This window comes from Mesorhizobium sp. LSHC420B00 (assembly GCF_000503055.1).
Classification (GTDB): Bacteria; Pseudomonadota; Alphaproteobacteria; order Rhizobiales; family Rhizobiaceae; genus Mesorhizobium.
The window spans coordinates 126,377-142,190 of record NZ_AYVY01000013.1 but is presented as its reverse complement, the minus strand read 5'-3'; the positions used below and the strand labels follow the sequence as shown (position 1 = coordinate 142,190).

Annotated in this window: 15 protein-coding genes; 4 read left to right on the top strand and 11 right to left on the bottom strand. The window is 63.6% G+C overall.

Annotation, left to right across the window (positions count from 1 at the left end; translation table 11 throughout):
• Positions 1-2: 2 nt before the first annotated feature.
• Complete coding sequence (locus tag X760_RS58790; protein WP_023720017.1) at positions 3-896, bottom strand: LysR family transcriptional regulator; 894 nt, start codon at positions 894-896, stop codon at positions 3-5.
• A 208-nt stretch (positions 897-1,104) separates the two neighbouring features.
• Between X760_RS58790 and X760_RS0138290 the strand changes: the two genes are divergently transcribed.
• Entirely contained in the window at positions 1,105-2,520 is a 1,416-nt protein-coding gene (locus tag X760_RS0138290) for an MFS transporter (protein WP_031194301.1), read from the top strand.
• Here the strand turns inward: X760_RS0138290 and X760_RS58785 are convergent.
• Both X760_RS58785 and X760_RS58780 read right to left on the bottom strand, forming a co-directional pair.
• The gene (locus X760_RS58785) at positions 2,489-3,346 is read right to left on the bottom strand and encodes an alpha/beta hydrolase (RefSeq protein WP_023720016.1); all 858 of its coding nucleotides are present in this window, start codon (positions 3,344-3,346) and stop codon (positions 2,489-2,491) included. The genes X760_RS0138290 and X760_RS58785 overlap by 32 nt on opposite strands.
• A 181-nt stretch (positions 3,347-3,527) precedes the next feature.
• On the bottom strand, positions 3,528-4,436 hold the full coding sequence (locus X760_RS58780; protein ID WP_023720015.1) for a DMT family transporter: 909 nt from the start codon (positions 4,434-4,436) through the stop codon (positions 3,528-3,530).
• Positions 4,437-4,540: 104 nt separating this feature from the next.
• On the opposite strand from X760_RS58780, the gene X760_RS58775 reads away from it, so the two are divergent.
• Positions 4,541-5,944 carry a PLP-dependent aminotransferase family protein gene (locus X760_RS58775; protein ID WP_023720014.1) on the top strand — a complete coding sequence of 468 codons (1,404 nt, stop codon included), beginning with the start codon at positions 4,541-4,543 and terminating at the stop codon, positions 5,942-5,944.
• 245 nt (positions 5,945-6,189) lie between these two features.
• On the opposite strand, the gene X760_RS58770 is transcribed toward X760_RS58775, so the two are convergent.
• The 3 genes from X760_RS58770 to X760_RS58760 all read right to left on the bottom strand — a co-directional run bounded on the left by X760_RS58770 (position 6,190) and on the right by X760_RS58760 (position 8,643).
• On the bottom strand, positions 6,190-6,687 hold the full coding sequence (locus X760_RS58770) for a MaoC family dehydratase (RefSeq protein ID WP_023720013.1): 498 nt from the start codon (positions 6,685-6,687) through the stop codon (positions 6,190-6,192).
• 138 nt (positions 6,688-6,825) lie between these two features.
• Complete coding sequence (locus tag X760_RS58765) at positions 6,826-7,254, bottom strand: phasin family protein (protein WP_023720012.1); 429 nt, start codon at positions 7,252-7,254, stop codon at positions 6,826-6,828.
• A gap of 84 nt (positions 7,255-7,338) precedes the next feature.
• Positions 7,339-8,643: a DUF445 domain-containing protein gene (locus tag X760_RS58760; protein WP_023720011.1), complete on the bottom strand. Its 1,305-nt coding sequence runs from the start codon at positions 8,641-8,643 to the stop codon at positions 7,339-7,341.
• A 191-nt stretch (positions 8,644-8,834) separates the two neighbouring features.
• Here X760_RS58760 and rirA point away from each other — a divergent pair, with 191 nt between their 5' ends.
• Entirely contained in the window at positions 8,835-9,296 is a 462-nt protein-coding gene (gene rirA, locus X760_RS58755) for an iron-responsive transcriptional regulator RirA (protein ID WP_023720010.1), read from the top strand.
• Positions 9,297-9,309: 13 nt separating this feature from the next.
• Here rirA and X760_RS58750 read toward each other — a convergent pair whose 3' ends face one another.
• Genes X760_RS58750 through hemP form a run of 5 tightly spaced genes read right to left on the bottom strand, consistent with a single transcriptional unit; the run spans position 9,310 to position 13,409 of the window.
• Positions 9,310-10,098 carry a heme ABC transporter ATP-binding protein gene (locus X760_RS58750; RefSeq protein ID WP_023720009.1) on the bottom strand — a complete coding sequence of 263 codons (789 nt, stop codon included), beginning with the start codon at positions 10,096-10,098 and terminating at the stop codon, positions 9,310-9,312.
• Positions 10,099-10,108: 10 nt separating this feature from the next.
• Positions 10,109-11,212, bottom strand: coding sequence for an iron ABC transporter permease (locus X760_RS58745; protein WP_023720008.1), 1,104 nt, complete (start codon positions 11,210-11,212; stop codon positions 10,109-10,111).
• A gap of 5 nt (positions 11,213-11,217) precedes the next feature.
• Positions 11,218-12,120, bottom strand: a complete 903-nt coding sequence (locus tag X760_RS58740; protein WP_023720007.1) for a hemin ABC transporter substrate-binding protein — start codon at positions 12,118-12,120, stop codon at positions 11,218-11,220.
• 11 nt (positions 12,121-12,131) lie between these two features.
• On the bottom strand, positions 12,132-13,193 hold the full coding sequence (locus X760_RS58735) for a hemin-degrading factor (protein ID WP_023720006.1): 1,062 nt from the start codon (positions 13,191-13,193) through the stop codon (positions 12,132-12,134).
• A gap of 9 nt (positions 13,194-13,202) precedes the next feature.
• Positions 13,203-13,409, bottom strand: coding sequence for a hemin uptake protein HemP (hemP, locus tag X760_RS58730; RefSeq protein ID WP_023720005.1), 207 nt, complete (start codon positions 13,407-13,409; stop codon positions 13,203-13,205).
• 256 nt (positions 13,410-13,665) lie between these two features.
• On the opposite strand from hemP, the gene X760_RS58725 reads away from it, so the two are divergent.
• Complete coding sequence (locus tag X760_RS58725) at positions 13,666-15,813, top strand: TonB-dependent hemoglobin/transferrin/lactoferrin family receptor (RefSeq protein ID WP_031194296.1); 2,148 nt, start codon at positions 13,666-13,668, stop codon at positions 15,811-15,813.
• Position 15,814: the final 1 nt, after the last annotated feature.

Below are 15,814 nucleotides of genomic sequence, written 5' to 3'. Positions count from 1 at the left end.
GATTAGCGGAGAAAGGCGCAGACTTCCCGCACGCAGGCGCGTAACCAGCGTTGCGCCGGATCGGCGTCGAGCCGCGGATGCCAGAGCATCGAGATCGTGACCTCGGCAACGTCGACCGGCAACGGAAAGCTGAACATGCCCGTGCGCGCGCCTAGCGTGTGCCGCTCGGGGACGCTGGCGATCAAATCGGAGGCGCGCGCCATGGCGAGCGTGGCCGAGAAGCTGGAAACCATGCACACAATCGTCCGCTGGAGACCCAGCAGTTTCAAGGCCTCGTCGATCGGGCCTTTTTCGCGACCACGCCGCGAAACGCTGATGTGGCGGCCGGCCGCATAGCGGGCCGGCGTCACCGGACCCTCGCTCAGCTCATGGCCCATTCGCACCGCACCGATGAAGCGGTCGCGAAACAGCGCCTGAATACGCATTTCAGGGCTCGTTTCACCGGCAACCCCGATTTCGAGATCAATCCCTGCGTCGCGCAGCGACATGTCGTTCTTGTCGGATTTCGGCGCAAAACGCAGCTGCACGCCAGACGCATCCGCTTCGATACGGGCGACGAGACGCGGCGCGAACTCCTCGACGAAGCTTTCATTGGCGCGCAGCGTAAAAACGCTGTCGAGGCATGAGAGGTCGAGCAAGGTGGCCGGGCGCAGGAGCGCTTCAGCTTCCTGCACGACGCGGCCTGCCTGCTGCTGCAATTCCTGCGCGCGCGGTGTCGCAACCAGGCCACGGCCGGCCCGGACCAGCAATGGATCGCCTGTCGCTTGGCGCAGCCGCGCCAGCGCCCGGCTCATCGCCGACGGACTGAGGTGCAGCCGCGCGGCAGCACGGGCGACGCTGCCCTCGCTCAGCAGCACATCGAGGGCGACAAGCAGATTGAGATCGGGTGACGACATGGAAGGACCATAACACAGCTCAGCGGTGACGTGGCGTTTCATGCACGAATAAGATGCAAATACTGCGCCTTCCGCCACATCAAGCAGAGGAATAGCTTCCGACAGCTCCGATTTTGGGGGCTTGCCGGCAGAGGAGTTCACCGTGGCATCGACCGCTGAAAAGACTTGGTCTGAAAAGAGCTGGGCTGAAAAGGCCGGGGCTGAAAAGATCGGGAATGAAACGGCCCCGGTGAGCGTCCGCTCGGCCCGATGGGCGTTGGCCAGCCTGTCGCTTTCAACGCTGCTGTCGTCGCTCGCCACCAGCATCGCCAGCGTCGGGCTGCCATCGCTGATGCAGGCATTCGGCGCATCGTTCCAGCTCGTGCAATGGGTCGTTCTTGCCTATCTGCTCGCCATCACCACCTTGATCGTCAGCGCCGGGCGACTCGCCGATATATTCGGCCGCCGCCCGCTATTGCTCGGCGGCATTGGCCTGTTCACCTTCGCATCGGTGCTTTGCGGGCTCGCGCCGACGCTCTGGCTGCTGATTGCCGCAAGGGCGGCACAGGGGCTCGGCGCGGCCGTCATGATGGCTCTGACGCTGACCTTTATCGCCGACACGGTTCCCCGGGAAAAAACCGGCAGCGCCATGGGCCTGCTCGGCGCCATGTCCGCGATCGGCACCACGCTTGGCCCCTCGCTTGGCGGACTGCTGATCGCCGGTCTCGGCTGGCGAGCGATCTTCCTCATCAATCTGCCGTTGGGGGCGCTGGCCTTCGCGCTCGCCCGTCGCGTCCTGCCGGCTGGAAAAAAGTCAGCGGAACCGGATCGCCGCGGTTTCGACGGCATCGGCACGGCTTTGCTCGCGCTGACGCTAGCCGCCTATGCGCTCGCCATGACCCTTGGGCGCGGCAGTTTTGGTTCTCTCAATGTCGGCTTGCTGATTGCCGCTGCCGTGGGTGGCCTGCTGTTCGTCATTGCGCAGACAAGCGCCGAGAACCCTTTGATCCAGCCTGCGAGGTTCCGCGATAGCGCCTTGAACGCAAGCCTCGCCATGAGCCTGGTCGTCGCCACCGTGATGATGGCGACGCTGGTGGTCGCGCCATTCTATCTGTCGCGCGCGCTTGGGCTGGACGCAGCCATGGTCGGGCTGGTTCTGTCGGCCGGCCCTCTGGTTACGGCCTTGGCGGCGCTGCCGGCCGGACGCCTGGTCGATCGTTTCGGGGCGCACCGGATGATGATCGTCGGCCTGCTCGATCTCGCCATTGGTATCTTCATTCTGTCGCAGGCGGAATTCGGTATTGCCGGCTATGTCGTGCCAATCATCATCGTCTGCACCGGCTACAGCCTGTTTCAGACCGCCAACAATTCAGCCGTGATGACCGGCGTCGCGTCCGACCAGCGCGGCGTCGTCTCCGGCCTGCTCAATCTGTCGCGCAATCTCGGCCTGATCACCGGTGCGTCGGTGATGGGCGCGGTGTTTGCCTTCGCATCGGCTGGCGGAGGCGAAGGCACCGGTCGGCAGGTATTGGCATCTGCGGCAGCCGCACGCGGCATGCAGGTCACTTTCCAGGTCGCGACGGCCCTGGTGGTGGCGGCTTTGATCATTGCGATTATTTCTGGTCGCCGCGGCCAGCGCGCTTAGCTGAGCCGCCAGCGACGAACTCCAGCATCAGTTCAGCAGCCCTGAGCGCATGCGTCTCCAGAAGGAAATGGCCTGCGTCGAAGACGTGGGCCTCCATCCGGGGAAGATCCATAAGCCACGATTGAACCTCTGCAATGTCGAAGAAGGCATCGTGGCGACCCCAAAGAAGCATCGCTCGGGGTTGACGCTTCGCCAGATAATCAGCCACCGCCGCGAACCGGTCGACATATCGGCCGTAGTCGGCAATGAGCGCCTTCTGCAGATCAAGTCGTCCCGGCAGGCACATGACCCGCCAGTCTTCAATCCAACCACCTGGATCGATCTGCGCCGCGATCTCGGCTGGCAGGCCGGCGACGTACTGGTCGCGGGTTCCCTCGAGGGTGAGATGGGCGGTGGCGGCCTGCTCATTCGCCGCATTCGGCTCAGCCCAGAAGTCCAATGTGTCTGCCCATTGCGAACCAAAGCCGGAGCGGTGGGCATTGGCATTCTGGACGACAAGGCCTTCGACGAGTTCCGGGGCGCGCATGGCGAGATGAAGCGCTACCGGGGCTCCGAAATCATGCAAATAGAGAAACCTGCGGCCAACGTTGAGACGCGAGAGCAGCTCTTCAATCGCGCTGGCCAGCATGTCGAACGACGGCTCGGGCGGCAGATCGGATGCGCCGAAGCCCGGCAGGTCCGGCGCCACGACATAGACGCTGCCGGAGAGCGGCGCGATCACGTCGCGAAACGTCCGCGACGAGCTAGGAAAGCCGTGCAGCAGCACGAGCGCGGGTTCGGAAGCATCACCAGCCGTCCGGACGGCCACCTCGCCGCCCGAGGACAAGCGTATCTTCTGGATCCCAGGCACCAAAATTGCCCCTTTTTCTCCACGCCGCGCAAGGCCCACTTCGCGCCTTGCGCCACGCTGGCCGATTCGGCGCCTCGGAGACGCCGTTCCGCCAGGTCGGCAGCTCTTGGTATCAACTGGACGCGATTGTATCGAGTTCAAGACTGCGCCGGCGCACCTATCTCGCATATCTCTTGGCGCCGACGACGCAAAGCACGACGGCGGCGGTGACGGCGATCATGGCGGGACTGACCTGCTCATGCAGCAGCGCTGCCGCCAGCCCAAGGCCGAAGAAAGGCTGCAGCAGTTGCAGCTGCCCGACCGCGGCGATGCCGCCTTGCGCCAGGCCGCGATACCAGAACACGAAACCGATCAGCATGCTGAACAGCGACACATACGCCAAACCTATCCACGCGCCCCTGCCGGCACTTTCGAGCGACGGCGGCATGGTGATGAACGTCAGCGCCAGCATGACCGGCAGCGACAGCACCAGCGCCCACGAGATCACCTGCCAGCCGCCGAGCTTGCGCGACAGCGTCGCTCCTTCGGCATAGCCCAATCCGCACACGATGATGGCGGCCAGCATCAAGATGTCGCCGAGCGGCGAGACCGAGAGGCCATGCGTCACTGCAAAACCGGCAACAAGGGCGCTGCCGAGACACGAGAACAGCCAGAACGCCGGTTTCGGGCGATCACCGCCTCGAACCACGCCGAAGATCGCGGTCGCCAACGGCAACAGGCCGACGAAAATGATCGAGTGAGCCGAATTGATGTGCTTGAGCGCCAGCGCTGTCAGCAGGGGAAAGCCGACCACGACGCCAAGCGCGACGATCGCCACCGAGAACAGATCTTGCCGCTCCGGTCGCTTCTGGCGAAAAACGAGCAGCAGCGCGAGGCCGAGAATGCCCGCCGAAGCCGCACGGGCGACCGTCACGAACACCGGATCGAAATCCATCACCGCCACGCGCGTCGCCGGAAGCGAACCGCTGAAGATCAGCACGCCTATGAACCCGTTGACCCAGCCGCTCGCCGCCCAGCTACTCGCCGCCCAACCACTCGCCGCCCAGCCACTTGCCACCTTGTCCATCGATGCCCCGCTCGTTTCGCCCTCTATCGGGCCGGGCGTATGGCTCCGCCAGAGACAATGAGGTACAGTTCGACAAAACCGTCATGGTAGGCTGAGCAGTACGGATGGACGAGCAGACGACAACAGATGAGGGCAGCCGGACGCTTGTCGAAACCGTCATGGCGACGATCAGGCACAGGATCGCCGCGCGCAGCCTGACACCGGGAATGCGGCTGCCTTCGATCCGGGCTTTCGCCAAGGCCATGCAGGTTTCCAAATCCACCGTGGTCGAAGCCTATGAGCGTCTTGCGGCGGAAGGCATGATCCGCTCGCGGCCGGGCTCGGGTTTCTATGCCGCCGGATCGCTGGCTCCGCTGTCACTGGCCGAGATCGGCCCCAGGCTTGACCGTGCTGTCGACCCGCTGTGGGTCTCGCGCCAATCGCTGGAAGCTGGCGACAATGTGCTCAAACCCGGTTGCGGCTGGTTGCCGGCCGCATGGATGCCCGAGGCCGGATTGCGCCGCGCACTGCGGACCATGGCCCGCGCCGACGATGCCGCGCTGACCGATTACGGCACGCCGCTCGGCTTGCCGGCGCTGCGCCATCTGCTGGCGCGGCGCATGGCCGAGCACGGTATCGAAGCCTCCCCGGGCCAGATCATGCTGACCGAATCGGGCACCCAGGCGATCGACCTGCTGTGTAGGTTTCTGCTCGAACCGGGTGACACCGTGTTGGTCGACGATCCCTGCTATTTCAACTTCCATGCCCTGTTGCGCGCCCATCGGGCCAAGGTGATCAGCGTTCCCTACACACGCTCGGGGCCGGACATCGAGCTGTTCGCGCAAGCGCTGAACGAGCACCGGCCGCGCCTCTACATCACCAATTCCGCGCTCCACAATCCGACCGGCGCGATATTGTCGCCCGTCGCCGCCCATCGGCTGCTGAAGCTCGCCGACCAGTCGGGGCTGACGATTATCGAGGACGATATCTTCGCCGATTTCGAACATACGCCCGCGCCCCGGCTGGCGGCCTTCGACGGTCTCAGCCGGGTCATCCATATCGGAAGCTTCTCCAAGACGCTTTCGGCATCGGTGCGCTGCGGCTTCATCGCCGCTCCTCGCGACTGGATGGAAGGATTGACCGATCTCAAGATCGCCACGTCCTTTGGCAGCGGGCGGCTTGCATCCGAACTGGTGCTGACGCTGCTGAAGGACGGCCTCTATCGCAAGCACGTCGATCTGCTGCGCGCGCGGCTCTCGCGCGCCGTGGAAGAAACCAGCGCCCGCCTGAAGGCCATCGGCATCGTGCCATGGATAGATCAGCCGGCCGGCATGTTTTTGTGGTGCAGGCTGCCGGAGGGGATAGATGCCGCGGATGTCGCCCGTCACGCTTTGTCGGCCAACGTCGTGCTTGCGCCCGGCAATGCGTTCAGCCTGTCTCGGTCGGCCAGCCGTTTCATGCGCTTCAACGTCGCCCAGTCCGGAGACGACCGGATTTTCAGGGCGCTTGAACAGGCGATGTCGCGCTGATTTGCACCGCCGCACGCCTGTCTGAGCCCGTGTCCTCGGAGACTGTTTCGAAATTCGCTCTGGCGAGTCATATGGTGGTGGTTTCGAGAACCGGAGCGCAGCGGACATTTAGGTCCGTGAGCACCGGCCTACGCCGGCCGTAGCCTTAACTGCCACGACCGCTGATCGGTGCTTCGGCCGGCGAAGGCCGGAAGCGCAGAAAACGCGATCAGATGGCCGCCAGAGTAGAGTTTCCAAACGGTCTCTCAGGTGCCGGCCCGCTTGCGGCGTGCGTAAAGCATGACGAGCGTCTCGGCGGTCAGCGCCGGCCTCTGCTCGCCTTCGATCTCGACCGTATTGGAAGCCTTCATCAGATATTGCCCCGGGCCTTTGTCTTCCATCGACAACAGCGTGGTGCGCAGCCTGATTCGCGAGCCGACCCTGACTGGCGCCACGAAACGCACTTTGTCGAAACCGTAGTTGAAAGCGGCCTGCGTGTTTTCGGGTACGATGCCCATCTCAAGCGCCAGCGCGCCGATGATCGACAGGGTCAGATAGCCATGCGCGATCGTGGTGCGAAACGGGCTTTGCCGCTTCGCCCGCTCGGGATCGACATGGATCCATTGATGATCGCCCGTGCATTCGGCAAACTGGTCGATGCGGTGCTGATCGACCAGCGTCCAGTCCGAGACGCCTAATTCCTGCCCGGCCATCGCCCTGAGTTGCTCGAAGGTCGGCGGCGTCGTGGGCCGTATCTGCGTCATTCCTGCTTTCCCGATCGCTTGCCTGTTCCGGACCACGACGGGCCGCCCCTGTCAATTCGCCAGTGCGATTCCAGCCCATAATCTTCGGCCGCGAACCGCCAGTCTTCGCCGCCGGCAAGCGTGCTGCTGGGGAACAGCCTATTTCTTGTCGTGGCCGGCGCGGATCTCCTCCATCGCCTCCTTGATGCGGCTGCGCAGGATTTCGATGGATTCGGTGCCGGACGCCCTCGCCAGTTCGGCCATCTCGCCGGCATTCTTCAGCGCGGTCTCGAAGGATCTCCTGGCGAACGCCGCCTGCTTCTGCATCATTTCCTGGGGATTGCCGGGCGCCCTGTAGTTTTGTGCCATGTCGGTGATTTCGCGCAGCGTGTCCTGTAGCATCTCGCGTTGCCTGGACAACAGCGCCGACGCTCCGGCGGCACTCGCCCTGGCCGACTTCTCCAGCGCTTCCAGGTTCTTGGCGTGGTGGGCGAGGATCGCCTCGACATCGACATTCGGCAGCTTCAGGTCGCGGCCGAACTTGCCGAACATGTCGATAAAGGACTCGGAATCCGGTCGTTTTGCCATGCTGGTACTCTCCCCCTGTTGCCGTGAACGCCGCCACTGCACGGAAGATAGTGCAGCGAAGCTCAGCGGTCCATTCGGACGAGGTCAGCCGACGAGAAACAGCCGTTCGGCGGTGTAGAGCACGAGCCCGGCAAGGCCACCGATGATCATGCCGTTGAAGCGGATATATTGCAGGTCCTTGCCGATGTTCATCTCGATCAGCCTTGTCAGTTGCGCGAGGTCCCAGCGCTTGACCTGGTCGGCGATGAATTTGGACACGCCGCTCTTCTGGCTTTCGACGAAGGATGCCAGCGCCACGATGAACCCCTGGTTCATGTCGGCCCTGATCTGCGCGTCGTCGGCAAGATGGCGGCCGACCTCGACGAACATGGTGGCGAGATGGTCGCGGATCATCGAATTCGGCGCCTTGGCGTCCTGCTCGATGAACAGCCGCAGGCTCTCCCACATGTCGCCGGCCAGAGCGCTGAGTTCCGGCCGGGCGAGGAAATCTCGCTTCAGCTTTTCGGCGCGCCTGGCATATTGTTTGGATGTCCTCAGCCGCTCGACGAAAGTCGCGACGAAAAGGTCGAATTCGGCGCGCATTGGATGGTGCGGATCGGCGCGCACTTCATCGAGCAGCGAGCCGGCCGACGCAACGATCTTCTTCAACAGATAGGCGTCGGCGCGAAACAGGTTGAACAGCGACGGCAGTTCCTCGCGGATCTTCTCGCGCATCGTCGCCAGCGCCTGCTCGTCGCTCAAGAAGCGGCCGACCACCTTGGTGAACTCGTCGAATAGTTTCTGGTGGCGGCGATCGTCAGTCAGCGCCGACAGCAACTCGGCGGCGAGCGGCGCCAGCGGCACCTTTTCGATCTGCTCCAGCATACGGCTGGTGACGAAGCCGCGCAGTCCGGATTGCTCGACCGCCGCCAGCGTCTGCGGCACCAGCCGGCCGACAAAACGCGACAGGTCGGCGGCGCGGTTCGGGTCGGCCAGCCAGTCCGCGACCAGCGCGGAAAAATCGACTTCGGCGAGCTTTTCGCGCACCGGCTCCGGCGCCAGGAAATTGACCTCGATGAAGCGGCCGAGATTGTCGGCGATTCGGTTCTGGTTCTCCGGGATGATAGCCGTATGCGGGATCGGCAGGCCGAGTGGCCGCCGAAACAGCGCTACCACCGCATACCAGTCGGCCAGCCCGCCGATCGTCGCCGCCTCGGCGAAAGCGGCAACAAAGCCCAACCACGCATGCCGGCTCTCGAACGATTTCGCCGCCGCAAAGATCAGCACGCAAAACGCAAGTGCTGCGGTGGCAGCGAACTTGGTGCGCCTGAGCGCCGAAAGCTTGGCATCGGCGTCGGTGTCGAACCGGGCGAACGCGACGGATGCAAGAACCGGGGCTGGTCGTGACATGGTGGGCCGCTCCTGATCGATCATGCGAACTTATCTAATGTCGCTTCCCACAGAAAGCGCGCCGCTGATCCCGGTGCGCGCAATCGCGCATGCAAACTTGACGCCTGAATTCATCTATTATGCAGCGCCAGTCTGGAATTGTTCCAAACTATAGGCCATATTGACCCCAACCACTGCTATGTGAGGACACAATGCGGCTTACCCGTCAGACCAACTACGCCATGCGCATTCTGATGTATTGCGCCGCCAATACCGAACGGCTGAGCCGCATCCCCGAGATCGCCGCCGCCTATTCGGTATCGGAACTTTTCCTGTTCAAGATCCTGCAGCCACTGGTCGAAAACGGCTTGATCGAAACGGTGCGCGGCAGGAATGGCGGCGTCAGGCTCGGTCGCGCGGCCGAAACGATCAGCCTGTTCGATGTCGTGCGGGTGACGGAGGAAAGCTTTGCCATGGCCGAGTGCTTCGAGAACGACGCCGCCGAATGCCCGCTGGTCGACAGCTGCGCCTTGAATTCGGCATTGCGCGAAGCGCTCAACGCCTTCTTCGCCGTGCTGTCGCGCTACACGATCGCCGATCTGGTGGCGGCGCGCCCGAATGTGCGACACCTGCTCGGCATCGACATGCTGGTGCAACGGGCGCCGGCCGCCTGATTTTTCTGATTGCCTAAGCTGCCGATTGCGGCAAAACGAACGGCATGTTTCCTGCCGGCAACACGCCGACCTTCAGCCGGCAATCGAAGACCTTTTCGATCAGCTCATCGCTGAGTACCTGTTGCGGCGAACCTGTAGCGGCGAGCCTGCCGCGATGCATGACGAAAATCCGGTCGGCATACATCGCCGTCAAATTGAGGTCGTGCAGGATGGCGACCACGCCGCCGCCCCGTCTGGCGAAATCACGCGCGATGTCCATGATGATCAGCTGGTGTTTGATGTCGAGGCTGGACACCGGCTCATCGAGGAACAAATAGCGCGGCTTGCCGTCGAGCACCGGCGCCCAGACCTGGCAGAGTACGCGGGCAAGCTGCACGCGCTGCTGCTCGCCGCCGGACAATTCCTGGTAGAAGCGGCCGGCAAAACCGTCGAGGTCGACGCGCGCCAGCGCGCGTTCGGGCAGGCGCTGGTCCTCGCCGGGCAGCGCGCCGGAGCGCCCGCCGACCAGGCCCAGCCTGACGATCTCACGCACAGTGAACGGGAAGGACAGCGTCGTCGCCTGCGGCAGCACCGCGCGCACCGTCGCCGCCTCGACCGGCTTCATCGCCGATAGATTGCGGCCGTTGATGGTGACCTCTCCCGAATAGCCAAGATCGCCGGACAGTGCTCTGAGGAAGGTCGTCTTGCCCGAACCGTTGGGGCCGACAATGGCCGCGATTTCGCCCGGCCGCGCCTCGAAATCGACATTGGCGACAATGCGCTTGCCGCCGATCGCCACCGAGACATCGCGCGCTTCGATCATAGGCAAACTTTCACAGGTCGATGACGCCGCGCTTGCGCAGCAGGATCCACAGGAAGAACGGGGCACCGGCGACCGCGGTGACGATCCCAATCGGCAATTCGGCCGGGGCAACGATGGTGCGGGCAACGGCGTCAGCCAACAGCAGCAGCGCGGCGCCGAGCAGCGCCGATGCCGGCAGCAGGTAACGGTTGTCGGGGCCGATCAGCAGGCGCAGCAAATGCGGCACGACGATGCCGACAAAACCGATGCCGCCGCTGACGGCGACCGACGCGCCGACCGCTGCCGAGACGCCGACGATCGCGGTGTATTTCAGCCGCTGCACCGGAATGCCGAGATGGCCGGCCGTCGCCTCGCCAAGCGCCAGCGCGTTGAGGCCGCGCGCCAGGAACGGCATTGCCGCCAGCGCCAGCACGATGATCGGCCCGACGGAGCCGATTTTTTGCCAGGTTGCGCCGCCCAGCGAGCCGAGCTGCCAAAAGGTCAGGTCGCGCAATTGCCGGTCGTCGGCCATGAAGATCAGGATGCCGGTCAGCGCCATGGCAAGCGCCGCCAGCGCGATGCCGGCGAGCAGCATGGTGGCGACCGAGGTCCGGCCTTGCCGTGTCGCGACCTGATAGAGCAGCAATGTCGTCGCCAGCCCGCCGCAGAACGCAGCCAGCGGCAGAGCCAGCGTGCCGAGCGCCGAGGTCAGCGGCGCCAGCATCGTCGAGCCAAGCACGATGACGGCGACCGCACCGAGGCTCGATCCGGCCGAAACGCCGATCAGGCCGGGGTCGGCCAGCGGATTGCGGAACAAACCCTGCATGACGGCACCGGAGACGGCAAGCGATGCGCCGACCAGTACGCCCAGAATGACGCGCGGCAGACGGATGTCATGGATGATCACATGGTCGCGGGCGCTCAATGCCGCGTCGCCGGGCAACGCGCCGAACAGCCAGTCGTGCATGACACCGATGGCCGAGGCATCGGATGCGCCGGAGGTCAGCGACAACAGCACGGCGATAGCCAGCCCGACGCAGAGCAGCACGATGACGAGGCGGGCGCGCCGCGAACGGTCACCCTCGGCTGCCGTCGCCATGATGCCCGCCGCATCAGCGATCGACTGATCGGCCATCGCGCTCAATCCGTGACCTGGCCGCCATAGAGCGAGACGGCGAGATCGTGGATAGCGTCGGCCGTGCGCGGGCCGAAGCCGAGCAGATAGCCGCCGTCCATGCGGATCAGCTTGCGGGCCGCCGGCGTCGAAGCCACGACAGGGTTCGAAAACAATTCGTCATCCGCGGTGGCCGGTCCGGCATTGTTCATCATCAGGATCACGTCCGGCCTGGCGGTGATGACTGCCTCGTCCGACAATTGCTTGTAGCCGGCAAAGCCGTCGATGGCGTTGATGCCGCCCGCAAGCTTGATGATGCCGTCGGCTGCGGTGTCGCTGCCGGCGGCAAGCAGCTTGCCGCCCTGCATCGACAGCACGAACAGGATGCGCTTGCGCTCCTTGATCGAGGCGGTCTGCTTTTCGGCTGCCTTCAGCTTGGCGTCAATCTCGGCTGCCAGCGCATCGGCCTTGGCGTCGACGCCGAGCGCCTTGCCAACGATGTGGATCTTTTCGAGAATGCCTTGATTATCATAGCGCTCGGGCACCTCGATGAACGGGATTCTTGATTTCTTCAAGACGTCGACGGCTTCCTTCGGTCCGCTGCCGTGCAGGGCCAATATGCCCGACGGATTGACCGACAGCACACCCTCCGGCGACAGCTGGCGCATGTAGCCGACATCGGGCAGTTCCGCCGCCGCTTGCGGATAGCGGCTGGTCGAATCGCGCGCGACAAGGCGATGCTGTTCGCCGAGCGCGTAGACGATCTCGGTGATCGAGCCGCCGATGGCCACGATCCTCGAGCGGTCGGCAAAAGTCGCGATGCCTTCGGCGGCCTGAGCGGGCATCAGCGCGGCGAACGCCAGGAAAACAGCGGCCGCAGGACCAAGCGCCGACCTGGAGACCGATGGCAGCCTGGAGAAAAGAACCATCGTCGTTTTCCTCAGGCTGCGGTCGGGCTTGGGATACGCGGCATGTTTTCGGCCAGAAAGCGCCAGTCTTCGCGCTCGCTTTCGCCCTCATGCCGCTTACCGAAGAACTGGATGATCATCTTGCCGTCGGTGCCATAGACTTCGAGCGACGTGACATGGCCGTCCTTGGTCGGCTTACGCACGGCCCAGACCTCATCGATGTGGTCGGTCCGCAGGTGCAGATGGAAGGTCTCGTCGAGCACATTGAGCCATGGTCCCATCGGCTTGATCGAGGCGACGGGGCCGGAATGGATCTGGATGCAGCCGCGATTGCCGACAAAGCACATGATCGGCATGGCGCCAGCGGCGGCGTGGTTGAACATGGCGCTCACCGCATCGTTATCGACCAGCCAGGCATAATCCTGGCCGACCAAGCGCACCGCCTGCCGGCGGCTGAGCTTCAGTGTCTTCAGCATGCCGAAGAACTGATGCACGTCGGTTAGTTGGCTCCAGCGGTCGCGCAGATGCTCGACGCTGGCCGAATTGTCCGCAGTCTCGATCTCGTCGTCAGCCGCGCCCGCTGAAATCGCCACCGTCGGTTCCTGGTTCGGTGATTCCAGCCCGGCCACCAGCTTCTGATAGGCATAGAGGTTGGATGCGGGTCTGAGATGCACCTTGTGCATCGCCTCGCCTGCGGCGTCGAAGAACTGCAGGCTGCGACGGATGTCGGCGCCGTCGCGCTTTTCCACCGCAAAGCCGTGCGCCCAGACTTTCGGGAAGATGCGCAGGTCGATGTTTTCGCCGAGCACCATGGCATTGTGATTGCCGGTGACGACCTTGTCGTAGACGCCGATCTTCTCGTGCACCGCGCTTTCGTTGCGGGTCAGCGCCATCACCTCACCGACAGCTTCGAGACCAGTCAAAAGGTCGTTGACACGCGGCTCGACCCGCACGACCCCGTCGCCGCAATGCGCGGCGACCAGTTCGGCCTCCGAAATACCGAGTTGGGCGGCGAGGTCGCGCTCGCGCATTTTCGGATTGTCTACCCGTGCCCGTCGGATCTCGTGCGGGGCGGGTTTTACGCGCTGGTCCATTTCCACCACCTACTTGTTGAGGATGAGCTTGCCCTGCCGGGTGATCTTCAGCCGATACAGCGCACCGTGATGTTCGATGCCGATCTCGTGCTCGCCCTGGAACAGCGTGTTGCTGGACAGCGTTCTCACGGCCGATTGGACCCGTTCGAAACGGACGGAATTTTCGTCGGAACGGCGGACGCGATAGCGAAAGTCGCTGGGATTGTGCGTGTTCATGGGTTCGCTCCCTGTTCTGTGCCGGGCATCTGGCTCGGCGCCTGCGTGAAATGCCGATTCAATTCTTGACTCGAATGGTCATGTTATCTAGCGGAGTAAATGAGTCAACATTTAAGACGCCGGACGCGATGAAAAATGCCAGCGAGCCCCAAGCCAGCCAGCATCGAACATGGATTCTTGGAGTTGCAGCATGGGGTTGGCGAATTGGGGACGGCCGGTGGGCAGCGGCCTGGCACACTGTTCTATGACAAGCAAAATGGCCGCGTTGCTGGCCGGCGCGGCGGCGATCCCGCTGCTCGCCGCACCGGCCGGCGCCCAGCCGGCTGCCCAACCGGCAGCCGACCAGCAGCAGACTGACCCGTCTCAACCGCCAGAACAGGCAAAGCCCGCCCCGGCGGGTGCCACGCTGCTCGACAAGATCCTGATCCTCAGCCGCACCGGCGAGACGGCGATCGAGTCGCTTGCTTCAGCCAGCCATGTCGACGAGGAGCAGCTAGAGCGCCGCATGGCGACGACGCCCAACGACATGCTGTTCGGTGTGCCGGGTGTCGCCGTCCAGGCCGACGCAAGGCGTGTCAGCTCCAGCATCAACATCCGCGGCCTGCAGGACTTCGGCCGCGTCTCCGTCATCGTCGACGGTGCCCGCCAGAATTTCCAGCGCTCGGATCACGGCACGCAATCGACCTTCTACATCGATCCCGAATTGATCAAATCCGTCGACGTGATCCGCGGTCCGGTCGCCAATACCTACGGCTCCGGGGCGATCGGCGGCGTCGTCTTTTTCGATACCAAGGATGCTCAGGATTTCCTCAAGCCCGACGAGACCTGGGCGGCATCCGCGACCGGGCGTTACGAAACCAACGGTGAAGGCTGGACCACCAGCGCCACCGGCGCCTACCGGATAAACGAGAACTGGGACGTGCTCGGCAACATCGTCTACCGCGACTATGACGACTACAAGCATGGCGGCGGCGACACTGTAGCGGGCACTGGCTTCGACGTCTTGAGCGGCCTCCTCAAGACGACCATCCGCCCCAGCGAAAACAGCGAGCTGAAGCTCGGTTGGATCGGCTCGAACGACGGATGGACCGAGACCAGCGGCAGCGCGCCGGTGAACGACGCCGACCTGAAGGCGAATACCTTCACGGCCCGCTACAACATCACCGACGAAGACAAGAGCTGGCTCGATCTCCACATCAACGCCTCTTACAACAAGACCAAGCTCGATCTGACGACCCTTGTGGCGCAAAACCGGTTTGATCCGGTCACCGGTCTGCCCGTGGTTTTGCCGGCGGGTTCGAAATCGATGTTCGACATCGGCACCTCCGGCATCGACATCTGGAACACGTCGAGATTCGAGACCGTTGGGATCGCGCATGAGCTGACCTATGGCGGCGACTGGGTTGGCGACGATGTCGAGACAGGCGGCACGGCGGGCGGCGACAGTTTCTACACGCCCTTGGGCGATAGAAACGTCTCCGGCGCATACGTCCAGGACAAGCTCACCTGGGACTGGCTCGAGGTCATCGCCGGGCTGCGTTACGACAGCTACAAGCTCGACAGCGATGTCGGCGAAACCTCTGGCGACCGGCTGTCGCCACGCATCACAGTGGGCATTTCGCCCTTCGAAAGCGCCAGCCTTTCCGGCCTGCAATTCTACGGCACTTACGCAGAAGGCTACCGTTCCCCTTCGCTATCGGAGACCCTGATCAGCGGCAATCATCCGGCAGGCGTCAGCTTCCCGTTCCTCCCCAATCCCAATCTCAAGCCCGAAACCGGCAAGACCGTGGAGTTTGGCGTCAACTACAGCACCAACGGCGTCATCGAGGCCGACGACGCGCTGCGGCTGAAGGCGGCCTATTTCAACAACAATGTCGACGATTACATCGACGGCGTGACGCTATCGGCGTTCGACCCGACCAGCGGCTGCCCGTTCGGTCCGGGCATCCCGATCTGCTTCCAGTATCAGAATTTCGCCAAGGCCAAGATCCACGGCTTCGAGATGGAGGGCGTCTATGACGCAGCCTGGGGCTTTGCCGGGCTTTCGGCGTCGTTCACCGATGGCCACACGATTTCCTATGAAGGCGAGCGGGCGGACCTTGTCACCGTCCCCTCCTCCCAGGTCACCGGGCAACTCGGCTTTCGCTTCCTCGAGGACAGGCTGACTGTCGGCGGCGAGGTGCAATACAACGGCAAGCCGCAGGGCAACGCGGTGGCCAAGGACTATACGCTGGTCAATGCCTTCGCCAGCTACCAGGCGACCGACAATTTCAAGGTCGATTTCCGCGCCGACAATCTGTTCGACGTCAAATACGCCAACCCACTGAACGCGTCGACCACGAGTATCGTCTACGAGCCCGGCGTCACCCTGAAGCTGGCGGCGACCATGCGGTTTGGAGGCTGAC

Excerpts from the sequence above, each read along its gene's own strand:
- X760_RS58790 (WP_023720017.1), bottom strand. The coding sequence starts at position 896 with ATGTCGTCACCCGATCTCAATCTGCTTGTCGCCCTCGATGTGCTGCTG.
- X760_RS58780 (WP_023720015.1), bottom strand. The coding sequence starts at position 4,436 with ATGGACAAGGTGGCAAGTGGCTGGGCGGCGAGTGGTTGGGCGGCGAGT.
- X760_RS58775 (WP_023720014.1), top strand. The coding sequence starts at position 4,541 with ATGGACGAGCAGACGACAACAGATGAGGGCAGCCGGACGCTTGTCGAA.
- X760_RS58770 (WP_023720013.1), bottom strand. The coding sequence starts at position 6,687 with ATGACGCAGATACGGCCCACGACGCCGCCGACCTTCGAGCAACTCAGG.
- X760_RS58765 (WP_023720012.1), bottom strand. The coding sequence starts at position 7,254 with ATGGCAAAACGACCGGATTCCGAGTCCTTTATCGACATGTTCGGCAAG.
- X760_RS58760 (WP_023720011.1), bottom strand. The coding sequence starts at position 8,643 with ATGTCACGACCAGCCCCGGTTCTTGCATCCGTCGCGTTCGCCCGGTTC.
- rirA (WP_023720010.1), top strand. The coding sequence starts at position 8,835 with ATGCGGCTTACCCGTCAGACCAACTACGCCATGCGCATTCTGATGTAT.
- X760_RS58750 (WP_023720009.1), bottom strand. The coding sequence starts at position 10,098 with ATGATCGAAGCGCGCGATGTCTCGGTGGCGATCGGCGGCAAGCGCATT.
- X760_RS58745 (WP_023720008.1), bottom strand. The coding sequence starts at position 11,212 with ATGGCCGATCAGTCGATCGCTGATGCGGCGGGCATCATGGCGACGGCA.
- X760_RS58740 (WP_023720007.1), bottom strand. The coding sequence starts at position 12,120 with ATGGTTCTTTTCTCCAGGCTGCCATCGGTCTCCAGGTCGGCGCTTGGT.
- X760_RS58735 (WP_023720006.1), bottom strand. The coding sequence starts at position 13,193 with ATGGACCAGCGCGTAAAACCCGCCCCGCACGAGATCCGACGGGCACGG.
- hemP (WP_023720005.1), bottom strand. The coding sequence starts at position 13,409 with ATGAACACGCACAATCCCAGCGACTTTCGCTATCGCGTCCGCCGTTCC.
- X760_RS58725 (WP_031194296.1), top strand. The coding sequence starts at position 13,666 with ATGGCCGCGTTGCTGGCCGGCGCGGCGGCGATCCCGCTGCTCGCCGCA.